Source organism: Brevundimonas sp. (assembly GCF_046299535.1).
Taxonomy (GTDB): domain Bacteria; phylum Pseudomonadota; class Alphaproteobacteria; order Caulobacterales; family Caulobacteraceae; genus Brevundimonas.
On record NZ_JBKBIB010000001.1, the window covers coordinates 113702 to 131627 of the forward strand.

Sequence of the window (17926 nt, forward strand, 5' to 3'; positions counted from 1 at the left end):
AGCGCATTTCTGCGCCTCGCCGCCAGCGACACCACAGGCCGGCGGCAAGGTCAAGCGGAACGGGTCAGAAGGTCCACTCCAGGGTCACGGACAGGACCATGACGATCGCGGCGATGAAGGGCAGTTCGTTGGTCATGCGCCAGTACCGCTCGGACCGTTGGTTGGTCCCGGCGGCGAACCGCTTGCGCGCCACGCCCAGATAGTGATGCCAGCCGGTCAGGAACAGGACGCCCGCAATCTTCGCGACCATCCAGGGCTGATGGGCGAAGGACCAGTCCGCGCCGGAGCCGCTGAGCAGCCAGAACAGCCACAGGCCGAAGACCCAGGCCGCGATCATGGATGGATTCATGATCAATTTCAGTAACTTGCGTTCCATCGTCTGGAACGTCTGGTCCATCTCCCCACCCGGGGCCGCCTTGACGTGATAGATGTAGAGGCGCGGCAGATAGAGCAGGCCCGCCATCCAGGCGATCACCGCCAGAATGTGCAGGGCCCGAGCCAGATCATAGGCGTTCATGCCGCCATCCCGCGGCAGGGGCAGGCTTTCCAGTCCCCCTGACAGCCCGGCCCGTAAGGCGCGATGCCGGTCCGGTCCACGGCCGAGCCGACCGCGTCGGCCAGGGCGCCGATGAAATCACCGGCCACGCCCACCGCCGACACGCGCAGATAGGGGCTGACGCCCTTCTCCTGCGCCAAATGACCGTATTCCACGTCCAGCTCGACCAGGGTTTCCACGTGCTCGGAGACGAAGGCGATGGGAACCACCACCGCGCCGACGCCATCACGACCGGCCTGCTCGATGGCGTCCGGTGTCGACGGGCCCAGCCATTTCAGCGGTCCGACCCGGCTCTGGTAGCAGATGGTCCAGTCCTGCAAGCCGAGGCGCTCGACCACGGCGAAGACGGTGCGCTCCACCTGCTCCTGATAGGGATCGCCCTTCCTGTGGACGAGGTTTTCGGGAATGCCATGGGCCGAGAACAGCACCCGCACCGGCTTGTCCCCGGCCTTCGCGAGCTGTGCGGTGATCAGGGCCGCCTGGGCCTCGATCCAGCCGGTGGCCTCGGGATAGCAGCACACGGCGCTGATCCGGCCGGGCCCGCGATAGTGCTCGCGCCAGGCCTTCAGGGACGACTGGGTCGTGGTGGTGGAGAACTGCGGATAAAGCGGCAGCAGCACCACCTGATCCGGGGCGAACGCCTCGACCGCCTTCGCCGTCTCGGGCGTCAGGGGATGCCAGTAGCGCATGGCGATGAAGACCCGGACGTCGTCGCCGGGCCAGTCCTTGTTCAGACGCTCGCGCAGCGCGGCGGCCTGCTTTTCCGTCTCGGGCAGAAGGGGCGAGCCGCCCCCCATCATCGCATAGTTGGCCTTGGCCTCCTCCTCGCGCTTCGAGGAGATGAATTTGGCCAGCGGGGTGCGGACAAGGCCCGGCAGGCCGATGATGGCCGGGTCGTTGAACAGGTTGAACAGGAACGGCCGGACGGACTCCTGACCATCGGGCCCGCCCAGATTCATCAGGACGACGGCGATGCGGCGGGGCGAGGCTGTGTCGGTCATTGGGCTCCGATCCGTCGGAGCACCTGCTCCACATGGGCGATGGGCACATCAGGCAGGATGCCGTGACCCAGATTGAAGACCCAGGGACCTTGGCCCCAGGCCTCCATCAGCTGATCCACCCTGCGGTCTAGCGCCGCGCCCCCCGCCCGAAGCAGGAGGGGGTCCAGCGCGCCCTGGATGGGCTTGATAGCCTGGACCCGGCGACCGACGGCCAGCGGGCAGGCGGTGTCCAGCGCCACGGCCTGGACGTCCACATCGCGCGCATAGCCCTCGGCCAGGGCTGCAGAGCCGCGCGGGAAGCCGATCAGGGGCACGGTGACGCCCAGCTCGCGCAGGCGGGCGACCAGCTTCTGGTGCGGCTTCAGGACCAGACGCTCGAACAGGTCGTCAGGCAGTCCCTCGGCCCAGCTCTCGAAGATCTTCAGGGCCTGGGCGCCGGCGTCCGCCTGCATCTTCAGGTACCAGGCGCTGGACTCCACCAGCACGTCCAGCAGGGCGTCCACCTTCTCCGGCTCCGCATAGGCGTAGGTGCGCGCCTGGGCCCGCTCGCCCTTGCCGATGGTGTGGGCCTCGCCGTCCAGCATGTAGGTGGCCACCGTCCAGGGGGCCCCGGCGAAGCCGATCAGGGCGCGCTCGGGCTCCAGGGCCTCCCGGACCCGCGACAAGGTCTCGCCAACCTGGGACAGGGCCTCGCCGGCGCCTGCGGCCAGATCGCGCATGGCGGCCACATCGGGCAGGGCGCCCAGCCGGGGGCCCTCGCCGGCCTCGAACCAGACCTCCTGGCCCAGGGCGCGGGGGATCAGCAGGATGTCGGCGAAGACGATGGCTGCATCGAAGCCGAAACGCCGCATGGGCTGCAGCGTAACCTCGGCGGCCATCTCGGGGTTCAGACAGAAGGCGATGAAGTCAGGGGATTTCGCCCGCAAGGTCCGGTACTCCGGCAGGTAGCGCCCGGCCTGACGCATGAACCATACCGGGGGCCGCTCGAGGGTCTCTCCCCGAAGGGCGCGAAGGAAAACGGGGTCGTCACTGGCCATGCCGAGCGGTTTACGGGCCCTGACCGTCCCACTCAATCCTTACTCATGAATTAGAGTCTTGAGAGATGGGGGTAGAGTCTTGGGCCGGGGACGACGGGGACAGTTTCAGCGGTGCGACCCGACGGCGCCCCGTTCCTCCCCCGCCGGTCGCCGATCATCCACCGGGGACGACCATGGGGATGATCAGGCGGGATAGTGTTAACAAAACCTTACCAGCCCTTTGGGCGTGGGGCCTGGTGGAAACCTGCGCGGCGGGGATAAGTCCACATCCGGGGCGCCCGTCCCCATGCTGGGCGCCGCGGATAACACACGTGGGACGGAATGGTCCTGATCAACGGGATCGTCCCCGCAATCCCGGAGGATGCGCCCGGCTGCTCGAGAGGCTATGGAAAAGTCATGAAACCGTCCCCAGCCGTCCGGGTCGCCGCCCACAGGTTCGCCCCCCGATGATCGCCAAGCCGGGCCGTCTGGCCACCTATTTCCATGTGCACCTGGTGTCGGATTCCACCGGCGAGACCCTGAACGCCATGGCCAAGGCCGTGGTGGCCCGGTTCGACGGGGTCATTCCCATCGAGCACATCTACGCCCTGGTGCGCTCCCACAAGCAGCTGGACAAGGTGCTGGAGTCCATCGCCGCCTCGCCCGGCGTCGTGCTGCACACCATTGTGGACCGCGAATTGCGCGCGGCGCTGGAGGACGGCTGCCGGCGACTGGGCATGCCCCAGATCGGCGCGCTGGATCCGCTGGTGGGAGCCCTGTCCCGCTATCTGGGCGCCGCCATCTCGACGCGGGTCGGGGCCCAGCATGCTCTGGACACCGACTATTTCAACCGTATCGGCGCGCTGGATTACGCCATCGCCCACGACGACGGCCAGAGCCAGAACGATCTGGAGAACGCCGACGTGGTGCTGGTGGGGGTCAGCCGCACCTCCAAGACGCCCACCTGCATCTATCTTGCCCACCGGGGCGTGCGGGCGGCCAATGTGCCGCTGGTGCCTGGCCAGGAGGCGCCCGAAAAGCTCAACGCCTTGAAAACTCCGCTGATCGTGGGCCTGACCGTGTCGCCGGACCGGCTGGTGCAGATCCGCCGCAACCGCCTTGAGGGTCTGGGGGAGGTGCGCGGCTCCACCTATGTGGACCACGAGGCGGTGCGCGATGAAACGGTGCGGGCCCGGCGCATGTTCGAGCGGCGCGGCTGGCCCACCATCGATGTGACCCGCCGCTCCATCGAGGAGACCGCAGCCCAGGTCATCAATCTGCTGAACGAACGCCGGGCGAAGACCGGCGAGCCGGACGCGGGCGGGGCGCAGTCATGACCGGAACCCTGATTCTGGCGTCGAAGAGCGCGGCGCGGCGGGCCATGCTGACCGGCGCCGGCGTGCCCCATCAGGCCACCTCGGCCGATGTGGACGAAGGCGCGCTCAAGGTGGGCTTGCTGGCCGGCGGCGCCGATCCGGCGGGGGTGGCCCTGGCTCTGGCGCGGGCCAAGGCGGAGGCGGCCTCGCGCGCGCACGCCGGGCTGGTGCTGGGGTCGGACCAGACGCTGGATCTGGACGGCGCCCTGATCGACAAGGCCGACAGTCTGGAGGAGGCGCGGGCGCGGCTGAGCGCCTTTCGCGGCAAGGGCCACGTGCTGCATTCAGCGGCGGCCCTCGCGGTCGGCGGCGAGACGGTGTGGAGCGCGGCGGATTCGGCGCGGATGCAGGTGCGGGATTTCTCGGACGCCTTTCTGGACGCCTATCTGGCGGCGGAGGGTGAAGCGATCCTGTCCAGCGTCGGCTGTTACCGGCTGGAGGGTCTGGGCGCCCAGCTGTTCGCGCGCATCGAGGGGGACTACTTCACCGTGCTGGGCATGCCGCTGTGGCCGGTGCTTGCGGAGCTGCGGACACGGGGAGTTCTGGCGTCATGACGATTACAGGCGCGGCCTTGCTGGCCGGGGTCGTGGGGCGGCCCGTGGCCCACTCGCTCAGCCCGGTGATCCATAATGCTTGGATCGAAGCGGCGGGCATGGACGCGGTCTACGCCGCTTTCGCTCCGCCCGATGAGGCGGCCTTTGACCTGCTGATCCAGGCGGGCCGGGCGGGCATGATCCACGGGCTGAACGTCACCGCCCCCTTCAAGGGACAGGCGCTGGCCTGCGCCGATGAGGCCAGTGAGACCGCGCGCGCCTGCGGCTCGGCCAATGTTCTGGCGTTCCGGGACGGCCGGGTGCGGGCGCACAGCACCGACGGCGAGGGCCTGCTGAAGGCTTTGGCCGAACAGGCGCCGGACTTCGACCTGACGGCGGGGCCGGTGCTGTTTCTCGGCGCGGGCGGTGCAGCGCGAGCGGCGGTGGCGGCCCTGCTGGCGGGCGGCGCGCAGGAGGTGGTGATCCTGAACCGCACGCGGGACCGTGCGCAGGCGCTGGCGGAGACCTTCGACGGACGGGTGGGGGTCGCGGGCGACAATCCGGCCGACATCGCCGGCGCGCGACTGGTGATCAATGCGGTCAGCGGACCCATGGCGTTCGATTTCGGGAGCACGCCTGACGCGGCGGCCGCGCTGGAGATGACCTACAAGCCGCTGGAGACGCCGTTCCTGATGGCGGCGCGCGAGCGGGGCCTGACGGGCGTGGACGGGCTGGGCATGCTGACGGGACAGGCCGGACCGTCGTTCGAATTCATCTTCGACCGGCCCGCGCCCGATCTGGACGCTCGCGCGGTGGTGCTGGCCCACCTGCAAGGTCTTCAGCCGTGATCGTGCTGGGCCTGACGGGCTCCATCGGCATGGGGAAGTCCACCACGGCGGCCCTGTTCGCCGAGGAAGGCGCCCTGATCTGGGACGCGGACGCGGCGGTGCACGATCTCTACGCCTGGGGCGGGGTGGCGGTTGAGGCGGTTGAGGCCGCCTTTCCAGGCGTCACGGGGCCGGAAGGGATTGATCGGGCGAAGCTGGCCGCGGCCCTGGGGACGGACCGTGACGGCTACGCCCGGCTGGAGGCCATCGTTCATCCCCTGGTGCGGGACCACCGGGCCGACCTGATGACCGAGGCCCGCGCGGCGGGGGCGCGACTGCTGGTGCTGGACATTCCCTTGCTGATGGAGACCGGCGGCGACGCCGAGGTGGACGCGGTGGTGGTGGTCACGGCTCCGGCCGAGGTCCAGCGTGATCGGGTTCTGGCCCGGCCGGGCATGACGCCGGAGCGGTTCGCCGAGGTTCTGGCGCGACAGACGCCCGACGCGGACAAGCGCGCCCGGGCCGACTTCATCATCGAAACCCACAAGGGGCTGGACCATGCGCGCGATCAGGTACGCGCGGTTGTGGATGAGGTGCTGAAACCCGGCTGGACGGGGCGCCGGGGGATTCCAAAGGGCGTCGAAACGCCGCAATAAGGGTCAATGGCCCGCGAAATCGTTCTCGACACCGAAACCACCGGCTTTGATCCGAAGACGGGCGACCGGCTGATCGAGGTGGGCTGCATCGAGATCGACGACCTGCTCCCCACGGGGCGGACGTTCCATCGGCTGGTCAATCCCGAGCGGCTGATCCCGCCCGACGCGATCCGGGTTCACGGCATCACCGACGACAAGGTGCGCGGGGCGCCCAAATTCGCCGAAATGGCCGACGATCTGCTGGAATTCATCGGCGATGCGCCGGTGATCGCCCACAACGCCGCCTTCGACCGGGCCTTCATCAACCACGAGCTGGGCCTGTGCGGCCGGCTGGTGGTGGAGGAGGTGCGCTGGATCGACACCCTGGGTCTGGCCCAGACCCGGTTTCCCGGCATGGCGAACTCGCTGGACGCGCTGTGCAAGCGCTTCAAGATTTCGCTGGCCGAGCGCACCCTGCACGGCGCCCTGATCGATGCGCGGCTGCTGGCCTCGGTCTATCTGGAGCTGAAGGGCGGCAAGGAGCGGGTGCTGGACCTGAGCGCCGCACGCGGCCCCACGGCGCCGGGCTTTAAGCCGGTCAGCCATGGCGAACGGCCCCGGCCGCTGCCCGGCCGCGTCTCGCCCGAGGAGGCGGCGGCCCACGCCGCCTTCCTGCAGAGCCAGTTCAAGGACCTGTCCCTGTGGCGCGGCTACGGGGTGGAGGCGGCCGAAACCGCCTCCTGACGTGCGATCAGGCCTGGCCCTGGGCCGGCGGAATGGCCGGGGCGCCGGTCTGCTGGGCCTTGCGGGCGGCGTAGATGGCCGCGAAATCCAGCGGTTCCAGCAGGAAGGGCGGATAGAAGCCGCCGTCGGCGCTGGCCGTGGCGATGATCTGGCGGGCGAAGGGGAACAGGTAACGCGGGCACTCGATCAGCAGCATCTGTTCGATGGCCTTTTCCTCGACGCCGCCGATCTGGAACAGGCCGCCATAGACCAGCTCGATCTGGAACATGGCCTGATCATTGGTGGTGGCTTTCACCGACAGCTTGAGGTCAACCTCGAACAGGCCGTCAGCGCGGCCCTGGGCGTTCATCTCCACGCCCATGTCGATCTGGGGCTTGCCCTCGAAGCGCAGGCTTTCCGGCGCCTTGGGATTCTCGAACGAGAAATCCCGCATGAACTGGGTCAGGACGCGAAAGTGCGGGCCGGCGGGGGGCTGGCCGCCCTGGGGAACGGGATTGGATGCGCCGTTCTCGGCGTTTGTGTCGGTCATGAGCTGGGAAGATTCCGGTTTGAGGCCATGCGCCATGGTTTCGCCGAAAATGGCGGTCGCGGGGCTGCTAGCATCGGCAGCGACGGGCCGCAACGCCCCAGCACCCGGCAGGCGAAGGCTCGCGCCCGCCTTGCGCGCCCCCATATGAGCCCTTAAGCCCCGACTGCAGCCGATCAGAAAGCCATAGCCGTGTCCTCTTTCCCCTACGAACTTCTTCTGATGGCGGCGATCGCCGCCTTCGTTCTGTTCCAGCTCTATAACGTGCTGGGCAAGAAGGTGGGACGTCAGCCCGAGGACGGGGTGAAGAAGCCGCCCAGAATCCCCGGAGCCCCGGCGGCCCCTGACCCCGAGCAGCGCCCCGATACCCCGGTTGACGCCGCCCTGGCGTCCGCAGCAGCGGGGTTGAAGGCGCGCGATCCCTCGTTCGATCCGGTCCGGTTCCTGGACGGCGCGCGCGGCGCCTATGAAACCATCGTACGGGCCTACGCCTCGGGCGATCGCGAGGCGCTCAGACCCCTTCTGGCGCCTGCCGTCCTTACCTCTTTCGAGGCCGGGATCACGGCGCGCGAGGCTCGCGGCGAACGCGAAAGCGTGGAATTCGTCCATCCGCCCCGCGCCGATCTGGAAACCGCCACGGCGGAGGGCGACCGCGCGGTGGCCAAGGTCCTGTTCCTTGCCGAGTTGCGCAGCGTCGCCACCTCGGGCTCGGGCGAGGACACCACGGACGAGCGCCGGACCGCCGAGCTGTGGACCTTTGAGCGGTCCATCGGGGCCAGTGATCCAAACTGGGTGCTGAGCCGGGTTGAGGCGGCCAGCGCCTGATGCGGGGCGTCCTTCTGGCCGGGTCCCTGGCCCTGATGGCGGCCGCCTGCGCCACCGGCCCGTCCCCCGCGCCGCAACCCCAGCCCCAGCCCGCCCCGCAGATTCCCGGCCAGCCGGCCCCGTGGACGCCAGGTCCCGTGGACCCCGCCTTCGCCGCCCTGCCCGGCTGGGCCGGGGACGATCATCTAGCGGCCCTCGGCGGCTATGCCGAGGGCTGCGGCGCCGACAGTCGCGCCTGGAGCGTGTGCGAGGCCGCAAGACTGCTGGTCGCCACGCCCGGCGTGACACGCGAAAACGCCCGCCTGTTCTTCGAGACCCGTTTCCGCCCTGAAGGCGGGGACGAGACGGGTCTGCTGACCGCCTATTTCGCGCCCGAGTATGAGGCTCGAGCGGTGCGCGACGCTGAATTCTCTGCGCCCTTGCTGGCCCCGCCCCCGGACCTGACGCGGTCCCAGGGGCCCGACGGGCGCTCCGTCTATCGCCAGCGTCTGCCCAATGGGTCGGTCCGTGACTATCCGGACCGGGCCGCAATCGAGACGTCCTATGATCCCGCCCTGGTCATGGCCTGGCTGAAGCCGGAGGACCTCTTCTTCCTGCAGATCCAGGGTTCGGGTTATCTGACCTTCGCCGACGGATCGACGGCGCGGGCCGCCTATGCGGCCGACAACGGTTTGCGGTTCCTGGGCATCGCCCGGCCCATGGCCGACGAGGGCCTGTTGCCCCGCGACGGTACGTCGGGCGAAGCCATCCGGCGCTGGCTGGCGGCCAACAGGGGTCAGGAAGCGGACCGGGTCATGCGCCTGAACCCGCGCTACATATTTTTCCGGCTTGAGCCTGACGACGGCAAGGGCCCCGCCGGTGCTGCGGGGGTCCCTCTGCCCGAGCGCCGCGCCATCGCCGTCGACCCGGCCCACTGGCGCTATGGGGAGGCGGTGTGGATCGCCGCCAACGGCGCCGGTCTTATCGGGGCGCGCGACAGCTATTTCGGCCTGATGACAGCCCTGGACACGGGCAGCGCCATCCGTGGCCGGGTGCGCGCGGACTTCTACATGGGCCGCGGCCCTCTGGCGGGTGAAGAAGCGGGAACAGTGCGTCACCCCTTGCGCATGTGGCGCCTGGTTCCGCGCGACCCGGCGTCCTGATGCAAGAAGGGCCCCGCCAAAGGCGGGGCCCTTCGTTCTGTCACGGAGAGGCGCGCTAATACAGCCGCGCCTCCAGCGTTCGTATCTCTTCCTTCAATCGGAGCTTCTGCTGTTTGAGCTCCCTGACGCGCAGCGAGTCGGCGCCGGGTCGGGTCATTTCCTGCTGGATGGTCTCATCCAGATTGCGGTGACGATTTCCCAGTTCGCGAATGCGAGCGTCAATGGCCATGGCTTGCGCCTCCATGTTTAAGGGACCAAACAATCCAACGCCCGAAGCGGCCGCCTGTGGAGTCACATTCTGGTGACGGGCGGTCGCCGCCGGACATGAGGAGCATGGCGCCCAATATGGCCGATGATGTGAACAGAGCCGTATCCGGCGACCGGCCGCGCCTGATCGTCGGAATTTCCGGAGCATCCGGCGTGGCTTACGGCGTCCGGACGCTGGACGCGCTGAACGATCTGGGCGTGGAAAGCCATCTGGTGGTCAGCCGCGCGGCGGCCATGACCCTTTCTCAGGAAACCGATCTTTCTCTCGCCGAGCTGAACGACAAGGCCTCCGTGGTGCACAAGATCGGCGATGTGGGGGCGGCGATTTCGTCCGGCTCGTTCCGCACCCTGGGCATGGTGGTGGCGCCCTGTTCGGTGCGGACCATGAGCGAGATCGCCACCGGCGTGACCTCGACCCTGCTGACCCGCGCCGCCGACGTGACCCTGAAGGAGCGCCGCCGTCTGGTGCTGATGGTGCGCGAGACGCCGCTGCATCTGGGCCACCTGCGCACCCTGACGGCCCTGGCCGAAATGGGCGCGGTGATCGCCCCGCCCCTGCCCGCCCTCTATGCCAAGCCCGCCTCGATCGAGGCGATGATCGACCAGTCGGTGGGCCGGGTGCTGGATCTGTTCGGCCTGGACTGGGATCCGGTTCAGCGCTGGCAGGGCATGGCGGCGGACGCTGAATGAGCGAGGGGTTCTGGGATTGGGCCGTGGCCGCCTACGCCGCGCCCGGGGTGGCCGAGGAATGTCTGCACCTTCAGGATGTTCACGAACAGGCCGTCCCGCTTCTGCTGTGGGCCGCCTGGCAAGCCGAGACCGGCCGCGCGCCGGACGAGGACGCCCTTGAGGGGGCCATCGACACCACCCGGGTCTGGGCCGACCATGCGGTGGTCCCGTTGCGCGAGCTGCGCCGCGCCCTGAAGACCCGCCGCCCGGACATGGCCGACGCCGACCGCGAGGCGGTGCGGGCCCACGTCAAGGCGGTGGAGCTGGAGGCCGAGCGCCGCCTGATGCTGGCGCTGGAAGGGCTGGCCCCCGAGCCGCGTGGCAAGGCGCCGGCGACGGTCGACCTGTTGGTGCGGGTGGCGCGCGCATGGGGCGACCAGATCCCGCGGCCCGCCCTCGGCCATCTGGCCGAGGCTCTGGCCAAGCGTCTTCCGGCGTGAATCGGGCGCGGCTATAGTGGTGCGGACGGGGGCTCCATGAACGACGACGAAGACCTTTCCGACACCGAAGAGCGCGAGCTGCACGACCGGGTGAAGGCCCTGCGTCAGGAGCACGCCGACCTGGATGCCGCCATCGAGGCCCTGGGCGCCGTGCCCGTCCCCGATCAGCTGCGCATCGCCCGCATGAATCGCCGCAAGCTGTCCCTGCGCGACGAGATCGGGAAGATCGAGGCTCGCATCCTGCCCGACATCATCGCCTGACGAAGGGCAGGATGCGGGCCCGGAATCAGGCCTGCATGATCCAGCCCTCGACGCCCATGGCGGCCTGTTTGAGGGCCTCCGAGCGCGTGGGGTGGGCGTAGGAGGTGCGGGCGATGTCTTCCGAGGCGCCGCCGAAGGCCATGGTCATGCAGGCCGCGCCGATCAGCTCCCCCGCCTGGGGGCCATAGATGTGCACGCCCAGCACGCGGTCGGTCTTCGGATCGGCCAGCACCTTCACGAAGCCCTCGGTCTCGTGATTGATCTTGGCGCGGCTGTTGGCGGCGAAGGGGAATTTGCCCTTCCTGAACTCCACGCCCGCCTCCTTCAACTGCTCCTCGGTCTTGCCGACCCAGGCCACTTCGGGGCCGGTGTAGATGACGCTGGGGACCAGGTTGTAGTCCACATGGCCCGCCTTGCCGGCGATCAGCTCGACGGCGGCCACGGCGTCTTCCTCGGCCTTGTGGGCCAGCATGGGGCCGTGGGTCACGTCGCCAATGACCCAGACGCCGTCCTGACCGGCCTTGAAGTGGTCGTTGGCGATGAAGCCGCGCTTGTCGGTCTCGATGCCCACGGTCTCCAGCCCCAGGCCCGCCGTGTAGGGGCGGCGGCCGATGGCCACCAGAACCACGTCGCCCTTGAGGGTCTCGGCCTTGCCGCCGGCCGCCGGTTCGACTGTCAGCTCCACCCCGTCCTTGACCACCTTGGCGGCGGTGACCTTCGTGCCCATGCGGAAGGTCATGCCCTGTTTGGTCAGGCCGCGCTGGAAGGCCGTGGCCACCTCCGCGTCCATGCCCGCGCCGATCTTGTCCAGATACTCGACAACCTCGACCTCGGCGCCCAGACGGCGCCAGACCGAGCCCAGCTCCAGCCCGATCACGCCGGCGCCGATGACGATCAGCTTCCTGGGCACCGCCGACAGGGCCAGGGCCCCCGTGGAATCGATCACCTTGCCGGGGACGAACTCCACGCCCGGCAGGGGCATGGGCTCGGAGCCGGTGGCGATGATGATGTTCTTCGCGGCCACGGTGGTCTTGGCGCCGTCAGCGGCCTCGACCTCGACCTGGCCCTTTCCGGCGATGCGGCCCCGGCCCTTGAGCCAGTCCACCTTGTTCTTCTTGAACAGGAACTCGATGCCCTTGGTCAGCTGGCCGACGCTGTCGTCCTTCTGTTTCATCATCTGACCCAGATCGAGCGCGCGGTCGCCGACCTTGATGCCCAGCCCGGCGAACTCGCTCCCGGCCGCCTCGTACATTTCGGAGGCGTGAAGCAGGGCCTTGGAGGGCATGCAGCCCACGTTCAGGCAGGTGCCGCCCAGGGTGTCGCGCATCTCGATGCAGGCGACCTTGAGGCCCAGCTGTCCCGCACGGATGGCGGCGTTGTAGCCGCCGGGCCCGCCCCCGATGATGACCACGTCATATTGCGAAGCGGATTGGGGGGCGTCGGCCATGAGGGTTCCTTGAGTTCTGGCGGGGAGGCGCGCGCCCGCTCATAACCCGGGACAGGCGGCCGTCTCCACCCCTGATATGGCCTCAGCGGCCGCGAGGGCAAGCCGCCGCGTCCGGCGTCAGGACGTCAGCTGCCCCGGCGCGCGGCTGCGGCGCACCCGGCGGCTGGCCGCCATGACCAGCAGGCCCACCAGCAAAAGGGCCGCGATGACGATCCACTGGGGATCAAGCCCCGCCGGCGCCGGGACGGCCTCGGCCGAGCGGGCGGCGATGTCGGCGGAGACGCCCCGATCCGGGCTCATGGCCAGCCGCAGCACGATGTCTGCCAGAAAGCCCAGAAAATAGGCGACGACGGCGCGGGGATTGCCCGCCCCCAGCAGCAGGGCGCTGACCAGATACAGGACCACCGCCCCGATCCACAGGGCCGCGGTGGGCATGTCGCCGCCGGAGTCCAGCGCCACCACGGCCCCGGACCGGGCCGCCGCCGCCTCGGGCCCCGCCCCCTCAAGGAACGGCGAGATGAACGGCCAGGCCAGCCAGCCCGCATAGCCGATCACCACCATGACCAGGATGAACCGCAGGATCTTCATGACCGCCTCCCTGTTCCCTCTGGCCGCAGCCTAGCAGGGGACGGGCGCTGAAAGAACGGCGAAATCCCGATTCAGGACGCGGCGGATTCGGCCTCGGGGGCGGCGGGGGCCGGTTCTGCGGGGGTTTCCGCCGCGGGCGGAAGGATCAGGGCCGCCTCGGTCCCCTCGCCCGGGGCGCTGTCCATGGCCAGCCGTCCGCCGGACTGAAGCGCAAAGGCGTAGGCCTCCGACAGGCCCAGACCCGCGGCGCCGTCACGCGTGGTGAAAAAGGGCTCCGAGGCGCGGGCGAGGACGTCGCCACCCATGCCCGGCCCGTTGTCCCGGACCGACAGGCGCCACTGGCCGTCAGCCGTTTCGTCCAGCCGGATGGCCACGGAGCCCCGCCCCTCCAGAGCCTGCACCGCGTTCTCCAGCAAGGCCCGCACGGCGCCGTCGAAGGCGGACGGATCGATCACCGCGTCCATGGGCCGGTCCGGCGCCTCGATCATCAGATCCACGTCCTCACCCGCGATCTGGCGCAGGGTCGGCTCCATGCTCTTCAGCAGCACCGACAGGTCCAGCCGGTTCATGACCGCGTCCTCGCCCTGGCTGAAGGCGGCCAGGCGCCGGGTCAGGGCCTCGCCGCGCCGACCCGCGTTCAGGGCCGCCCCGCCCAGACGGCGCACCCGGTCGGGCTGGTCCGCCTGTTTCAGAAGCATGTCGAGGGCGCTGGTCATGACCCCCAGCAGGGCCGAGAAATCGTGCGCCACGCCGCCGGTCAGGCGGCCCACGGTCTCCAGCCGCCGGGCGGTCGTCAGCTGGGCCCGATCCTCAGCGGCGCGCTCTTCCAGAGCCGTCAGGCGGGCCCGAGCCTGCTCCAGATCAGCGCGCAGGACATCGTCAGCTTCTTCCAAAGGGATGGCGCGGCGGCTTTCCGCCGAATTCCCGTCCCCTGCTTCCCGCATCGGCGCCGGCGTCCGCTCACCCGCCAGCAGCAGGGCGCCATCCTCGCCCGGCAGGGGCAGGATGCGCCAGGTCAGGCCCGCCGCGGTAGTGATCGACCCGGCCATGCCGGGTTCGGCGGTGCGGGCGGTCTTGAGCGCCATGCGGCCTTGGGCGCTCTCGTCCAGGCTCAGGAACAGCTCTGCGAAATCCAGTCCCTTCACGGCATCCGCATCAAGCCCGTGGTGTTCCAGCGCCGTGCGGTTGGCCTCGCGCACCCGGCCTTCAGCATCCAGAACCACCAGGGCGCTGGAAGCGGCGTCGAACACCCGCCGGGTCAGGCCGGGGTCGACCGGGGCGGCGACCAGTTCCGGTGCGGGTTCAGGCTGGATCAGGCTCTCGGTCTCGACCAGGGCGGCTGTGGAGCCGATCACCTCGCCCACCGGATTCAGGATCGGCATGGCCGTCACCGAGACCAGCATCTTCCGTCGGCTGGAGGGGTTGGCCATGATGTGCTGGAAGCCCTTGACCGTCTGGCCGCGCAGGGCCCGGGCGCCGGGCAGCAGGTCGGGCGGAATCTGGCGGCCATCCGGGTAGGTGATGCCCCAGGTGGCCGAATGGAAGCGCAGGCCCAGCAGTTCGGCGTCCCGGCGGCCCAGCAGTTGGTGGGCCGCGCGGTTGGCGAAGATGAACTTGCCGCTCATGTCCGTTTCCACAAGGGCGACGGGAATGGCGTCCAGAACCTCTCGCAGGCGCCGCGCCGAGCCTTCGTGGCTCATCAGGGCGTGATCAAGGCGGGCCGTCGCATTTCGATACGCCAGCCCCCAGCGGGCGGCCGCAGAGAGTCCCGTAATGGCCGCCACGGCGCAGATCGCCGCCGCCATGCCGAACACCAGAGCCCAGTTGACCTCGCCTTCGAGAAACATGCGTTCGCCTTACACCGTATTCCGTGACGTCGGTGCAAGAGCCGGGCCGATCAACGTTCGTTGACCAAAGAAAATGCGGCGACCGTCAGTCCCTGGAGAGGGCGAAGCTGTCGATGACGCCGCCGTCGGCGTCTACGGCCCGGTACGTCAGGGTTCCTGCAACGGGGTCCACCTCGATGATCTGATAGGTGCGGGTGTTGACCGCGCCGAAGGCGGCGAAGTCGGGCAGCTCCTGCTCGTACATCTTGGTCCCCGACACCGCGACCAGATAGACCGTGCCGTGCTCGCCCTCGGCGGCCGGCTGATGTCCCCGCATGGGCACGGTGCGCATATAGGCATGGTCGTGGCCCTGGAAGGCGATGTCCACATTGTGCCGGTCGAAAATCGGCCCCCAGGAGTCGCGCAGCGGATGGTTATCCCGTCCCGGACGCGAGGCGTAGAAGGGGTGGTGATAGATCACCACCTTCCAGCGAGCGTCGCTTTCGCCCAGCACCCGGTCCAGCCATTCGGTCTGAAGCTCCGGCTCCACCAGGTCGTAGTTGGAGTCCATCACCACCAGCAGAAGGTCCTGATAGGTCACATGGTAGGTGCGGCCCGGATCCAAGGTCTCGGCGCCGTTGTCCGGCAGGGCGAACTGCTGGAGATACAGGGTCGGGTGGCCGCCGTGGCTGTCATGATTGCCCAGCGCGGGGACCACCGGCGTGCGGTCGAACACCGTCGAGCCTTCGTGGAAGAACTGGTCCCAGTTGTCCCGCTCGGTGCCGTGGTCGATCAGGTCGCCGGCGATCATGTAGAAGCGCGCCTCGGGGAAGCGGGCGTCGGACTGCCGGATCAGGTCGCCCCACTCGTCCAGACCGTTCTGGGGATCGCCCAGATAGATGAAGGCGTAGGGCTCCGCCCCCGCCTCGGCGGCGGTGCGGAACGGGCGGCGCCGGGTCCAGGTCTGGCCGTTGTCGGCGCTGACGGCGTACTCATAGTCCGTCGCCGGAGTCAGGTCGTCCAGCCGGACCCGGTGCAGGCGGATGTCGGGGTCGTTGACGATCTGGCGGCTGGTCAAGGCTGCGGCCCGGGCCGCCAGCATGCGCCCCGCCCCGTCATCGCCCGCTGGCGCAAGCCACAGGATGGACTCCGCGACCGTCTCGTCGGTGCGCCACTGCACCGTCACCCCGGTGCGGGGATCGTCCTGCCAGGTCAACTGCAGATGGTCGGGCGAGGCGGACGACGGATAGTCGGTGGCCCGGAAGAAGCCCACCATGCGCGAGACGAACTCCCAGCTCTCGAAGCTGCGCAGCACAGGCAGGCCGTCCAGTGCGGCGGGCAGGGCGTTGAAATAGTCGTTATCGTCCACATAGGGCTCGCCGCCCTCGCGCGCGGTCTGAACATCGGCGCCCGGAACCAGCGGCGTCATGACGATCGTCCCCTCGCCTTCGGCGGGCGCGGCGAAGACGACATAGGGCTTCATCTCGCCCGACAGGCCGGGCACGCCCAGGTTCACCTCGCCGGCAGGCACGACGGTCTCCCAGACGTGGAAGGGGTCTTCCACATCGACGATGAAGTCCAGATCGGCCCGGCGCTGGAAGCCGAGGTCCGTCAGCCAGAAGGGCGTCTCGCCATAGGTGCTGTCGAAGGCCACGAACAGGCGCGCCGGGCGGTCGACGATGAAGCGGGTGAACCCGGTCGAGAGCCGCTCACGCTCCTCCGCATTCAGGAAGGCCGCGGCGCTTTCGGGCGTCAGCGCCAGACGCTCGTCCGGCCCCATCTCGCGCACCATGCGGTCCAGGATGTCGGAGACAGCGGCCTCGAGGGCGGCGTGGGGCGAAGCGGGCGCCGCGACGACGGTCGGCTGAAGCGCCAGCGCCGGCGTCTGCAAAAAGGCCAGGCTCGCGGACAGGGCGAGGGCGAGAAGAAGCTTGCGCGACATGGTGCGGCGTTCCTGAACAAGACCGCGCGCAAGCGCCGGCCATCGTGAGGGGATGATGCATGGTGACGCCTGTGTATGACAGGGGCGTGTCGCCGGGCCTGAAATGCGCAGGGAACGGATCAAGCCCATTCTGACGACGCGCGGCGACCCCTGACGCCCAAAACAAAAAAGCCCCGTCCGGGGACGAGGCTCTTTGCGTTTCGACTGGAGCGGGCGAGGCGATTCGAACGCCCGACCCTCACCTTGGCAAGGTGATGCTCTACCCCTGAGCTACGCCCGCGCTCTCAGTCGAGGGCGGGCCTATAGCCGAGGGGCGGCGGGGGCCGCAAGGGGGGATCGCCGAAATTCGGAAATCCCCTCCCGAAACGCGCTCAAGCAGCGAACGTCCGCGGCGCGAGCGGTAGCGCCCCCTTACCTCGGCGCCAGCCGGATTCCGCCGTCCAGACGGATGCATTCGCCGTTGATGTAGGTGTTCTCCGCCAGATGCAGGGCCAGGGCGGCGTAGTCGGCGGGGGTTCCCAGGCGCTTTGGGAAAGGGATCATGGCGGCCAGGGCGTCCTGAACCTTCTGGTCCATGCCCGCCATCATGGGCGTCCACATGATGCCCGGCAGGATGGTGTTGACCCGCACGCCCTCGTTCATCAGGTCGCGGGCCATGGGCAGGGTCATGGCGTAGACGCCGCCCTTGGAGGCTGAATAGGCGGCCTGGCCGATCTGGCCGTCCTGGGCCGCCACGCTGGCGGTGTTGACGATCAGGCCTCGCTCGCCGTCGTCCATGGGGTCCAGCGTCACCATGCCCGCCGCCGACTGGGACGCCACGCGGAAGGTGCCGAACAGGTTGACCGTCACCGTCTTCTCGAACTGGGCCATGTCGTGGGCGCGGATCTCGCCGGTGTCCTTCTTGCGCGACACGGTCTTCTGGCCGGTGGCGATGCCGGCGCAGTTGACGGTCAGGCGCTCCTGGCCATGGGCGGCGCGGGCCTTGTCGAAGGCGGCGGCCACCGAGGCGTCATCGGTCACATTGACCTTGCAGAAGACGCCGCCGATCTCGGCCGCGACCTTTTCGCCCGCTTCCTCGTTCAGGTCGAAGATGGCCACCTTGACGCCGCGCGCCGCCAGGGCCCGCGCCGTGCCTTCGCCCAGGCCGGAAGCTCCACCCGTCACCACCGCCGCGATCAAACCGTCCAGTTTCATGGCTTTCGTCCTATATTGATTTGAACTGTTGAGCTGGGCGGAGGATTTAGA

The 17926-nt window shown here is 69.1% G+C and carries 20 protein-coding genes and 1 tRNA gene; 10 read left to right on the forward strand and 11 right to left on the reverse strand.

Going from position 1 to position 17926, the window contains the following annotated elements; genetic code table 11:
- Positions 1-64 precede the first annotated feature (64 nt).
- The 3 genes from ACK4FB_RS00590 to hemE are packed head-to-tail and all read right to left on the reverse strand — an operon-like array spanning position 65 to position 2594.
- Positions 65-517, reverse strand: coding sequence for a CopD family protein (locus ACK4FB_RS00590; protein ID WP_409746596.1), 453 nt, complete (start codon positions 515-517; stop codon positions 65-67).
- On the reverse strand, positions 514-1557 hold the full coding sequence (gene hemH / locus ACK4FB_RS00595; protein WP_409746598.1) for a ferrochelatase: 1044 nt from the start codon (positions 1555-1557) through the stop codon (positions 514-516). Before hemH ends, ACK4FB_RS00590 begins: the two co-directional genes overlap by 4 nt.
- Positions 1554-2594, reverse strand: a complete 1041-nt coding sequence (hemE, locus tag ACK4FB_RS00600; RefSeq protein WP_409746600.1) for a uroporphyrinogen decarboxylase — start codon at positions 2592-2594, stop codon at positions 1554-1556. Before hemE ends, hemH begins: the two co-directional genes overlap by 4 nt.
- A gap of 446 nt (positions 2595-3040) precedes the next feature.
- On the opposite strand from hemE, the gene ACK4FB_RS00605 reads away from it, so the two are divergent.
- From ACK4FB_RS00605 to dnaQ, 5 genes are read left to right on the forward strand one after another with little or no spacing between them, the layout of a single operon-like run.
- Entirely contained in the window at positions 3041-3910 is an 870-nt protein-coding gene (locus tag ACK4FB_RS00605; RefSeq protein WP_409746602.1) for a pyruvate, water dikinase regulatory protein, read from the forward strand.
- Entirely contained in the window at positions 3907-4503 is a 597-nt protein-coding gene (locus tag ACK4FB_RS00610) for a Maf family protein (protein ID WP_409746603.1), read from the forward strand. Before ACK4FB_RS00605 ends, ACK4FB_RS00610 begins: the two co-directional genes overlap by 4 nt.
- A complete protein-coding gene (locus ACK4FB_RS00615; RefSeq protein ID WP_409746605.1) occupies positions 4500-5330 on the forward strand; it encodes a shikimate dehydrogenase family protein in 831 nt (276 codons plus the stop codon). The genes ACK4FB_RS00610 and ACK4FB_RS00615 overlap by 4 nt, the downstream gene beginning before the upstream one ends.
- On the forward strand, positions 5327-5965 hold the full coding sequence (coaE, locus tag ACK4FB_RS00620; RefSeq protein WP_409746607.1) for a dephospho-CoA kinase: 639 nt from the start codon (positions 5327-5329) through the stop codon (positions 5963-5965). Before ACK4FB_RS00615 ends, coaE begins: the two co-directional genes overlap by 4 nt.
- A 6-nt stretch (positions 5966-5971) precedes the next feature.
- Positions 5972-6688, forward strand: coding sequence for a DNA polymerase III subunit epsilon (gene dnaQ / locus ACK4FB_RS00625; protein ID WP_409746608.1), 717 nt, complete (start codon positions 5972-5974; stop codon positions 6686-6688).
- A gap of 7 nt (positions 6689-6695) precedes the next feature.
- Here the strand turns inward: dnaQ and secB are convergent, their stop codons facing one another.
- Entirely contained in the window at positions 6696-7217 is a 522-nt protein-coding gene (secB, locus tag ACK4FB_RS00630) for a protein-export chaperone SecB (RefSeq protein ID WP_409746610.1), read from the reverse strand.
- Positions 7218-7436: 219 nt separating this feature from the next.
- Here secB and timA point away from each other — a divergent pair, with 219 nt between their 5' ends.
- Together timA and ACK4FB_RS00640 are read left to right on the forward strand one after the other, a co-directional pair.
- Positions 7437-8039, forward strand: coding sequence for a TIM44-related membrane protein TimA (gene timA / locus ACK4FB_RS00635; protein WP_409747071.1), 603 nt, complete (start codon positions 7437-7439; stop codon positions 8037-8039).
- Entirely contained in the window at positions 8039-9181 is a 1143-nt protein-coding gene (locus ACK4FB_RS00640) for an MltA domain-containing protein (protein ID WP_409746612.1), read from the forward strand. The genes timA and ACK4FB_RS00640 overlap by 1 nt, the downstream gene beginning before the upstream one ends.
- Before the next feature lie 55 nt (positions 9182-9236).
- On the opposite strand, the gene ACK4FB_RS00645 is transcribed toward ACK4FB_RS00640, so the two are convergent.
- The gene (locus ACK4FB_RS00645) at positions 9237-9410 is read right to left on the reverse strand and encodes a YdcH family protein (protein WP_409746613.1); all 174 of its coding nucleotides are present in this window, start codon (positions 9408-9410) and stop codon (positions 9237-9239) included.
- 116 nt (positions 9411-9526) lie between these two features.
- On the opposite strand from ACK4FB_RS00645, the gene ACK4FB_RS00650 reads away from it, so the two are divergent.
- The 3 genes from ACK4FB_RS00650 to ACK4FB_RS00660 are packed head-to-tail and all read left to right on the forward strand — an operon-like array spanning position 9527 to position 10878.
- Positions 9527-10138 carry a UbiX family flavin prenyltransferase gene (locus ACK4FB_RS00650; RefSeq protein ID WP_409746615.1) on the forward strand — a complete coding sequence of 204 codons (612 nt, stop codon included), beginning with the start codon at positions 9527-9529 and terminating at the stop codon, positions 10136-10138.
- Complete coding sequence (locus ACK4FB_RS00655) at positions 10135-10617, forward strand: TIGR02444 family protein (protein WP_409746617.1); 483 nt, start codon at positions 10135-10137, stop codon at positions 10615-10617. The genes ACK4FB_RS00650 and ACK4FB_RS00655 overlap by 4 nt, the downstream gene beginning before the upstream one ends.
- 36 nt (positions 10618-10653) lie before the next feature.
- Positions 10654-10878, forward strand: a complete 225-nt coding sequence (locus ACK4FB_RS00660; RefSeq protein WP_409746619.1) for a YdcH family protein — start codon at positions 10654-10656, stop codon at positions 10876-10878.
- Between the two features lie 25 nt (positions 10879-10903).
- On the opposite strand, the gene lpdA is transcribed toward ACK4FB_RS00660, so the two are convergent.
- The 6 genes from lpdA to ACK4FB_RS00690 all read right to left on the reverse strand — a co-directional run bounded on the left by lpdA (position 10904) and on the right by ACK4FB_RS00690 (position 17875).
- On the reverse strand, positions 10904-12325 hold the full coding sequence (lpdA, locus tag ACK4FB_RS00665) for a dihydrolipoyl dehydrogenase (RefSeq protein WP_409746621.1): 1422 nt from the start codon (positions 12323-12325) through the stop codon (positions 10904-10906).
- A gap of 117 nt (positions 12326-12442) precedes the next feature.
- Positions 12443-12913, reverse strand: a complete 471-nt coding sequence (locus ACK4FB_RS00670; protein ID WP_409746623.1) for a hypothetical protein — start codon at positions 12911-12913, stop codon at positions 12443-12445.
- A 71-nt stretch (positions 12914-12984) separates the two neighbouring features.
- On the reverse strand, positions 12985-14760 hold the full coding sequence (locus tag ACK4FB_RS00675) for a PAS domain-containing protein (protein ID WP_409746625.1): 1776 nt from the start codon (positions 14758-14760) through the stop codon (positions 12985-12987).
- An 85-nt stretch (positions 14761-14845) separates the two neighbouring features.
- The gene (locus ACK4FB_RS00680) at positions 14846-16681 is read right to left on the reverse strand and encodes a fibronectin type III domain-containing protein (protein WP_409746627.1); all 1836 of its coding nucleotides are present in this window, start codon (positions 16679-16681) and stop codon (positions 14846-14848) included.
- Positions 16682-16886: 205 nt separating this feature from the next.
- Positions 16887-16961: transfer RNA gene (locus tag ACK4FB_RS00685), tRNA-Gly, on the reverse strand.
- Positions 16962-17092: 131 nt separating this feature from the next.
- Positions 17093-17875 carry an SDR family oxidoreductase gene (locus tag ACK4FB_RS00690; RefSeq protein ID WP_409746629.1) on the reverse strand — a complete coding sequence of 261 codons (783 nt, stop codon included), beginning with the start codon at positions 17873-17875 and terminating at the stop codon, positions 17093-17095.
- Positions 17876-17926: the final 51 nt, after the last annotated feature.

Coding starts and splice junctions, on each gene's coding strand:
- ACK4FB_RS00590 (WP_409746596.1), bottom strand. CDS start 517: ATGAACGCCTATGATCTGGCTCGGGCCCTGCACATTCTGGCGGTGATC.
- hemH (WP_409746598.1), bottom strand. CDS start 1,557: ATGACCGACACAGCCTCGCCCCGCCGCATCGCCGTCGTCCTGATGAAT.
- hemE (WP_409746600.1), bottom strand. CDS start 2,594: ATGGCCAGTGACGACCCCGTTTTCCTTCGCGCCCTTCGGGGAGAGACC.
- ACK4FB_RS00605 (WP_409746602.1), top strand. CDS start 3,041: ATGATCGCCAAGCCGGGCCGTCTGGCCACCTATTTCCATGTGCACCTG.
- ACK4FB_RS00610 (WP_409746603.1), top strand. CDS start 3,907: ATGACCGGAACCCTGATTCTGGCGTCGAAGAGCGCGGCGCGGCGGGCC.
- ACK4FB_RS00615 (WP_409746605.1), top strand. CDS start 4,500: ATGACGATTACAGGCGCGGCCTTGCTGGCCGGGGTCGTGGGGCGGCCC.
- dnaQ (WP_409746608.1), top strand. CDS start 5,972: ATGGCCCGCGAAATCGTTCTCGACACCGAAACCACCGGCTTTGATCCG.
- secB (WP_409746610.1), bottom strand. CDS start 7,217: ATGACCGACACAAACGCCGAGAACGGCGCATCCAATCCCGTTCCCCAG.
- timA (WP_409747071.1), top strand. CDS start 7,437: ATGGCGGCGATCGCCGCCTTCGTTCTGTTCCAGCTCTATAACGTGCTG.
- ACK4FB_RS00640 (WP_409746612.1), top strand. CDS start 8,039: ATGCGGGGCGTCCTTCTGGCCGGGTCCCTGGCCCTGATGGCGGCCGCC.
- ACK4FB_RS00645 (WP_409746613.1), bottom strand. CDS start 9,410: ATGGCCATTGACGCTCGCATTCGCGAACTGGGAAATCGTCACCGCAAT.
- ACK4FB_RS00650 (WP_409746615.1), top strand. CDS start 9,527: ATGGCCGATGATGTGAACAGAGCCGTATCCGGCGACCGGCCGCGCCTG.
- ACK4FB_RS00655 (WP_409746617.1), top strand. CDS start 10,135: ATGAGCGAGGGGTTCTGGGATTGGGCCGTGGCCGCCTACGCCGCGCCC.
- ACK4FB_RS00660 (WP_409746619.1), top strand. CDS start 10,654: ATGAACGACGACGAAGACCTTTCCGACACCGAAGAGCGCGAGCTGCAC.
- lpdA (WP_409746621.1), bottom strand. CDS start 12,325: ATGGCCGACGCCCCCCAATCCGCTTCGCAATATGACGTGGTCATCATC.
- ACK4FB_RS00670 (WP_409746623.1), bottom strand. CDS start 12,913: ATGAAGATCCTGCGGTTCATCCTGGTCATGGTGGTGATCGGCTATGCG.
- ACK4FB_RS00675 (WP_409746625.1), bottom strand. CDS start 14,760: ATGTTTCTCGAAGGCGAGGTCAACTGGGCTCTGGTGTTCGGCATGGCG.
- ACK4FB_RS00680 (WP_409746627.1), bottom strand. CDS start 16,681: ATGTCGCGCAAGCTTCTTCTCGCCCTCGCCCTGTCCGCGAGCCTGGCC.
- ACK4FB_RS00690 (WP_409746629.1), bottom strand. CDS start 17,875: ATGAAACTGGACGGTTTGATCGCGGCGGTGGTGACGGGTGGAGCTTCC.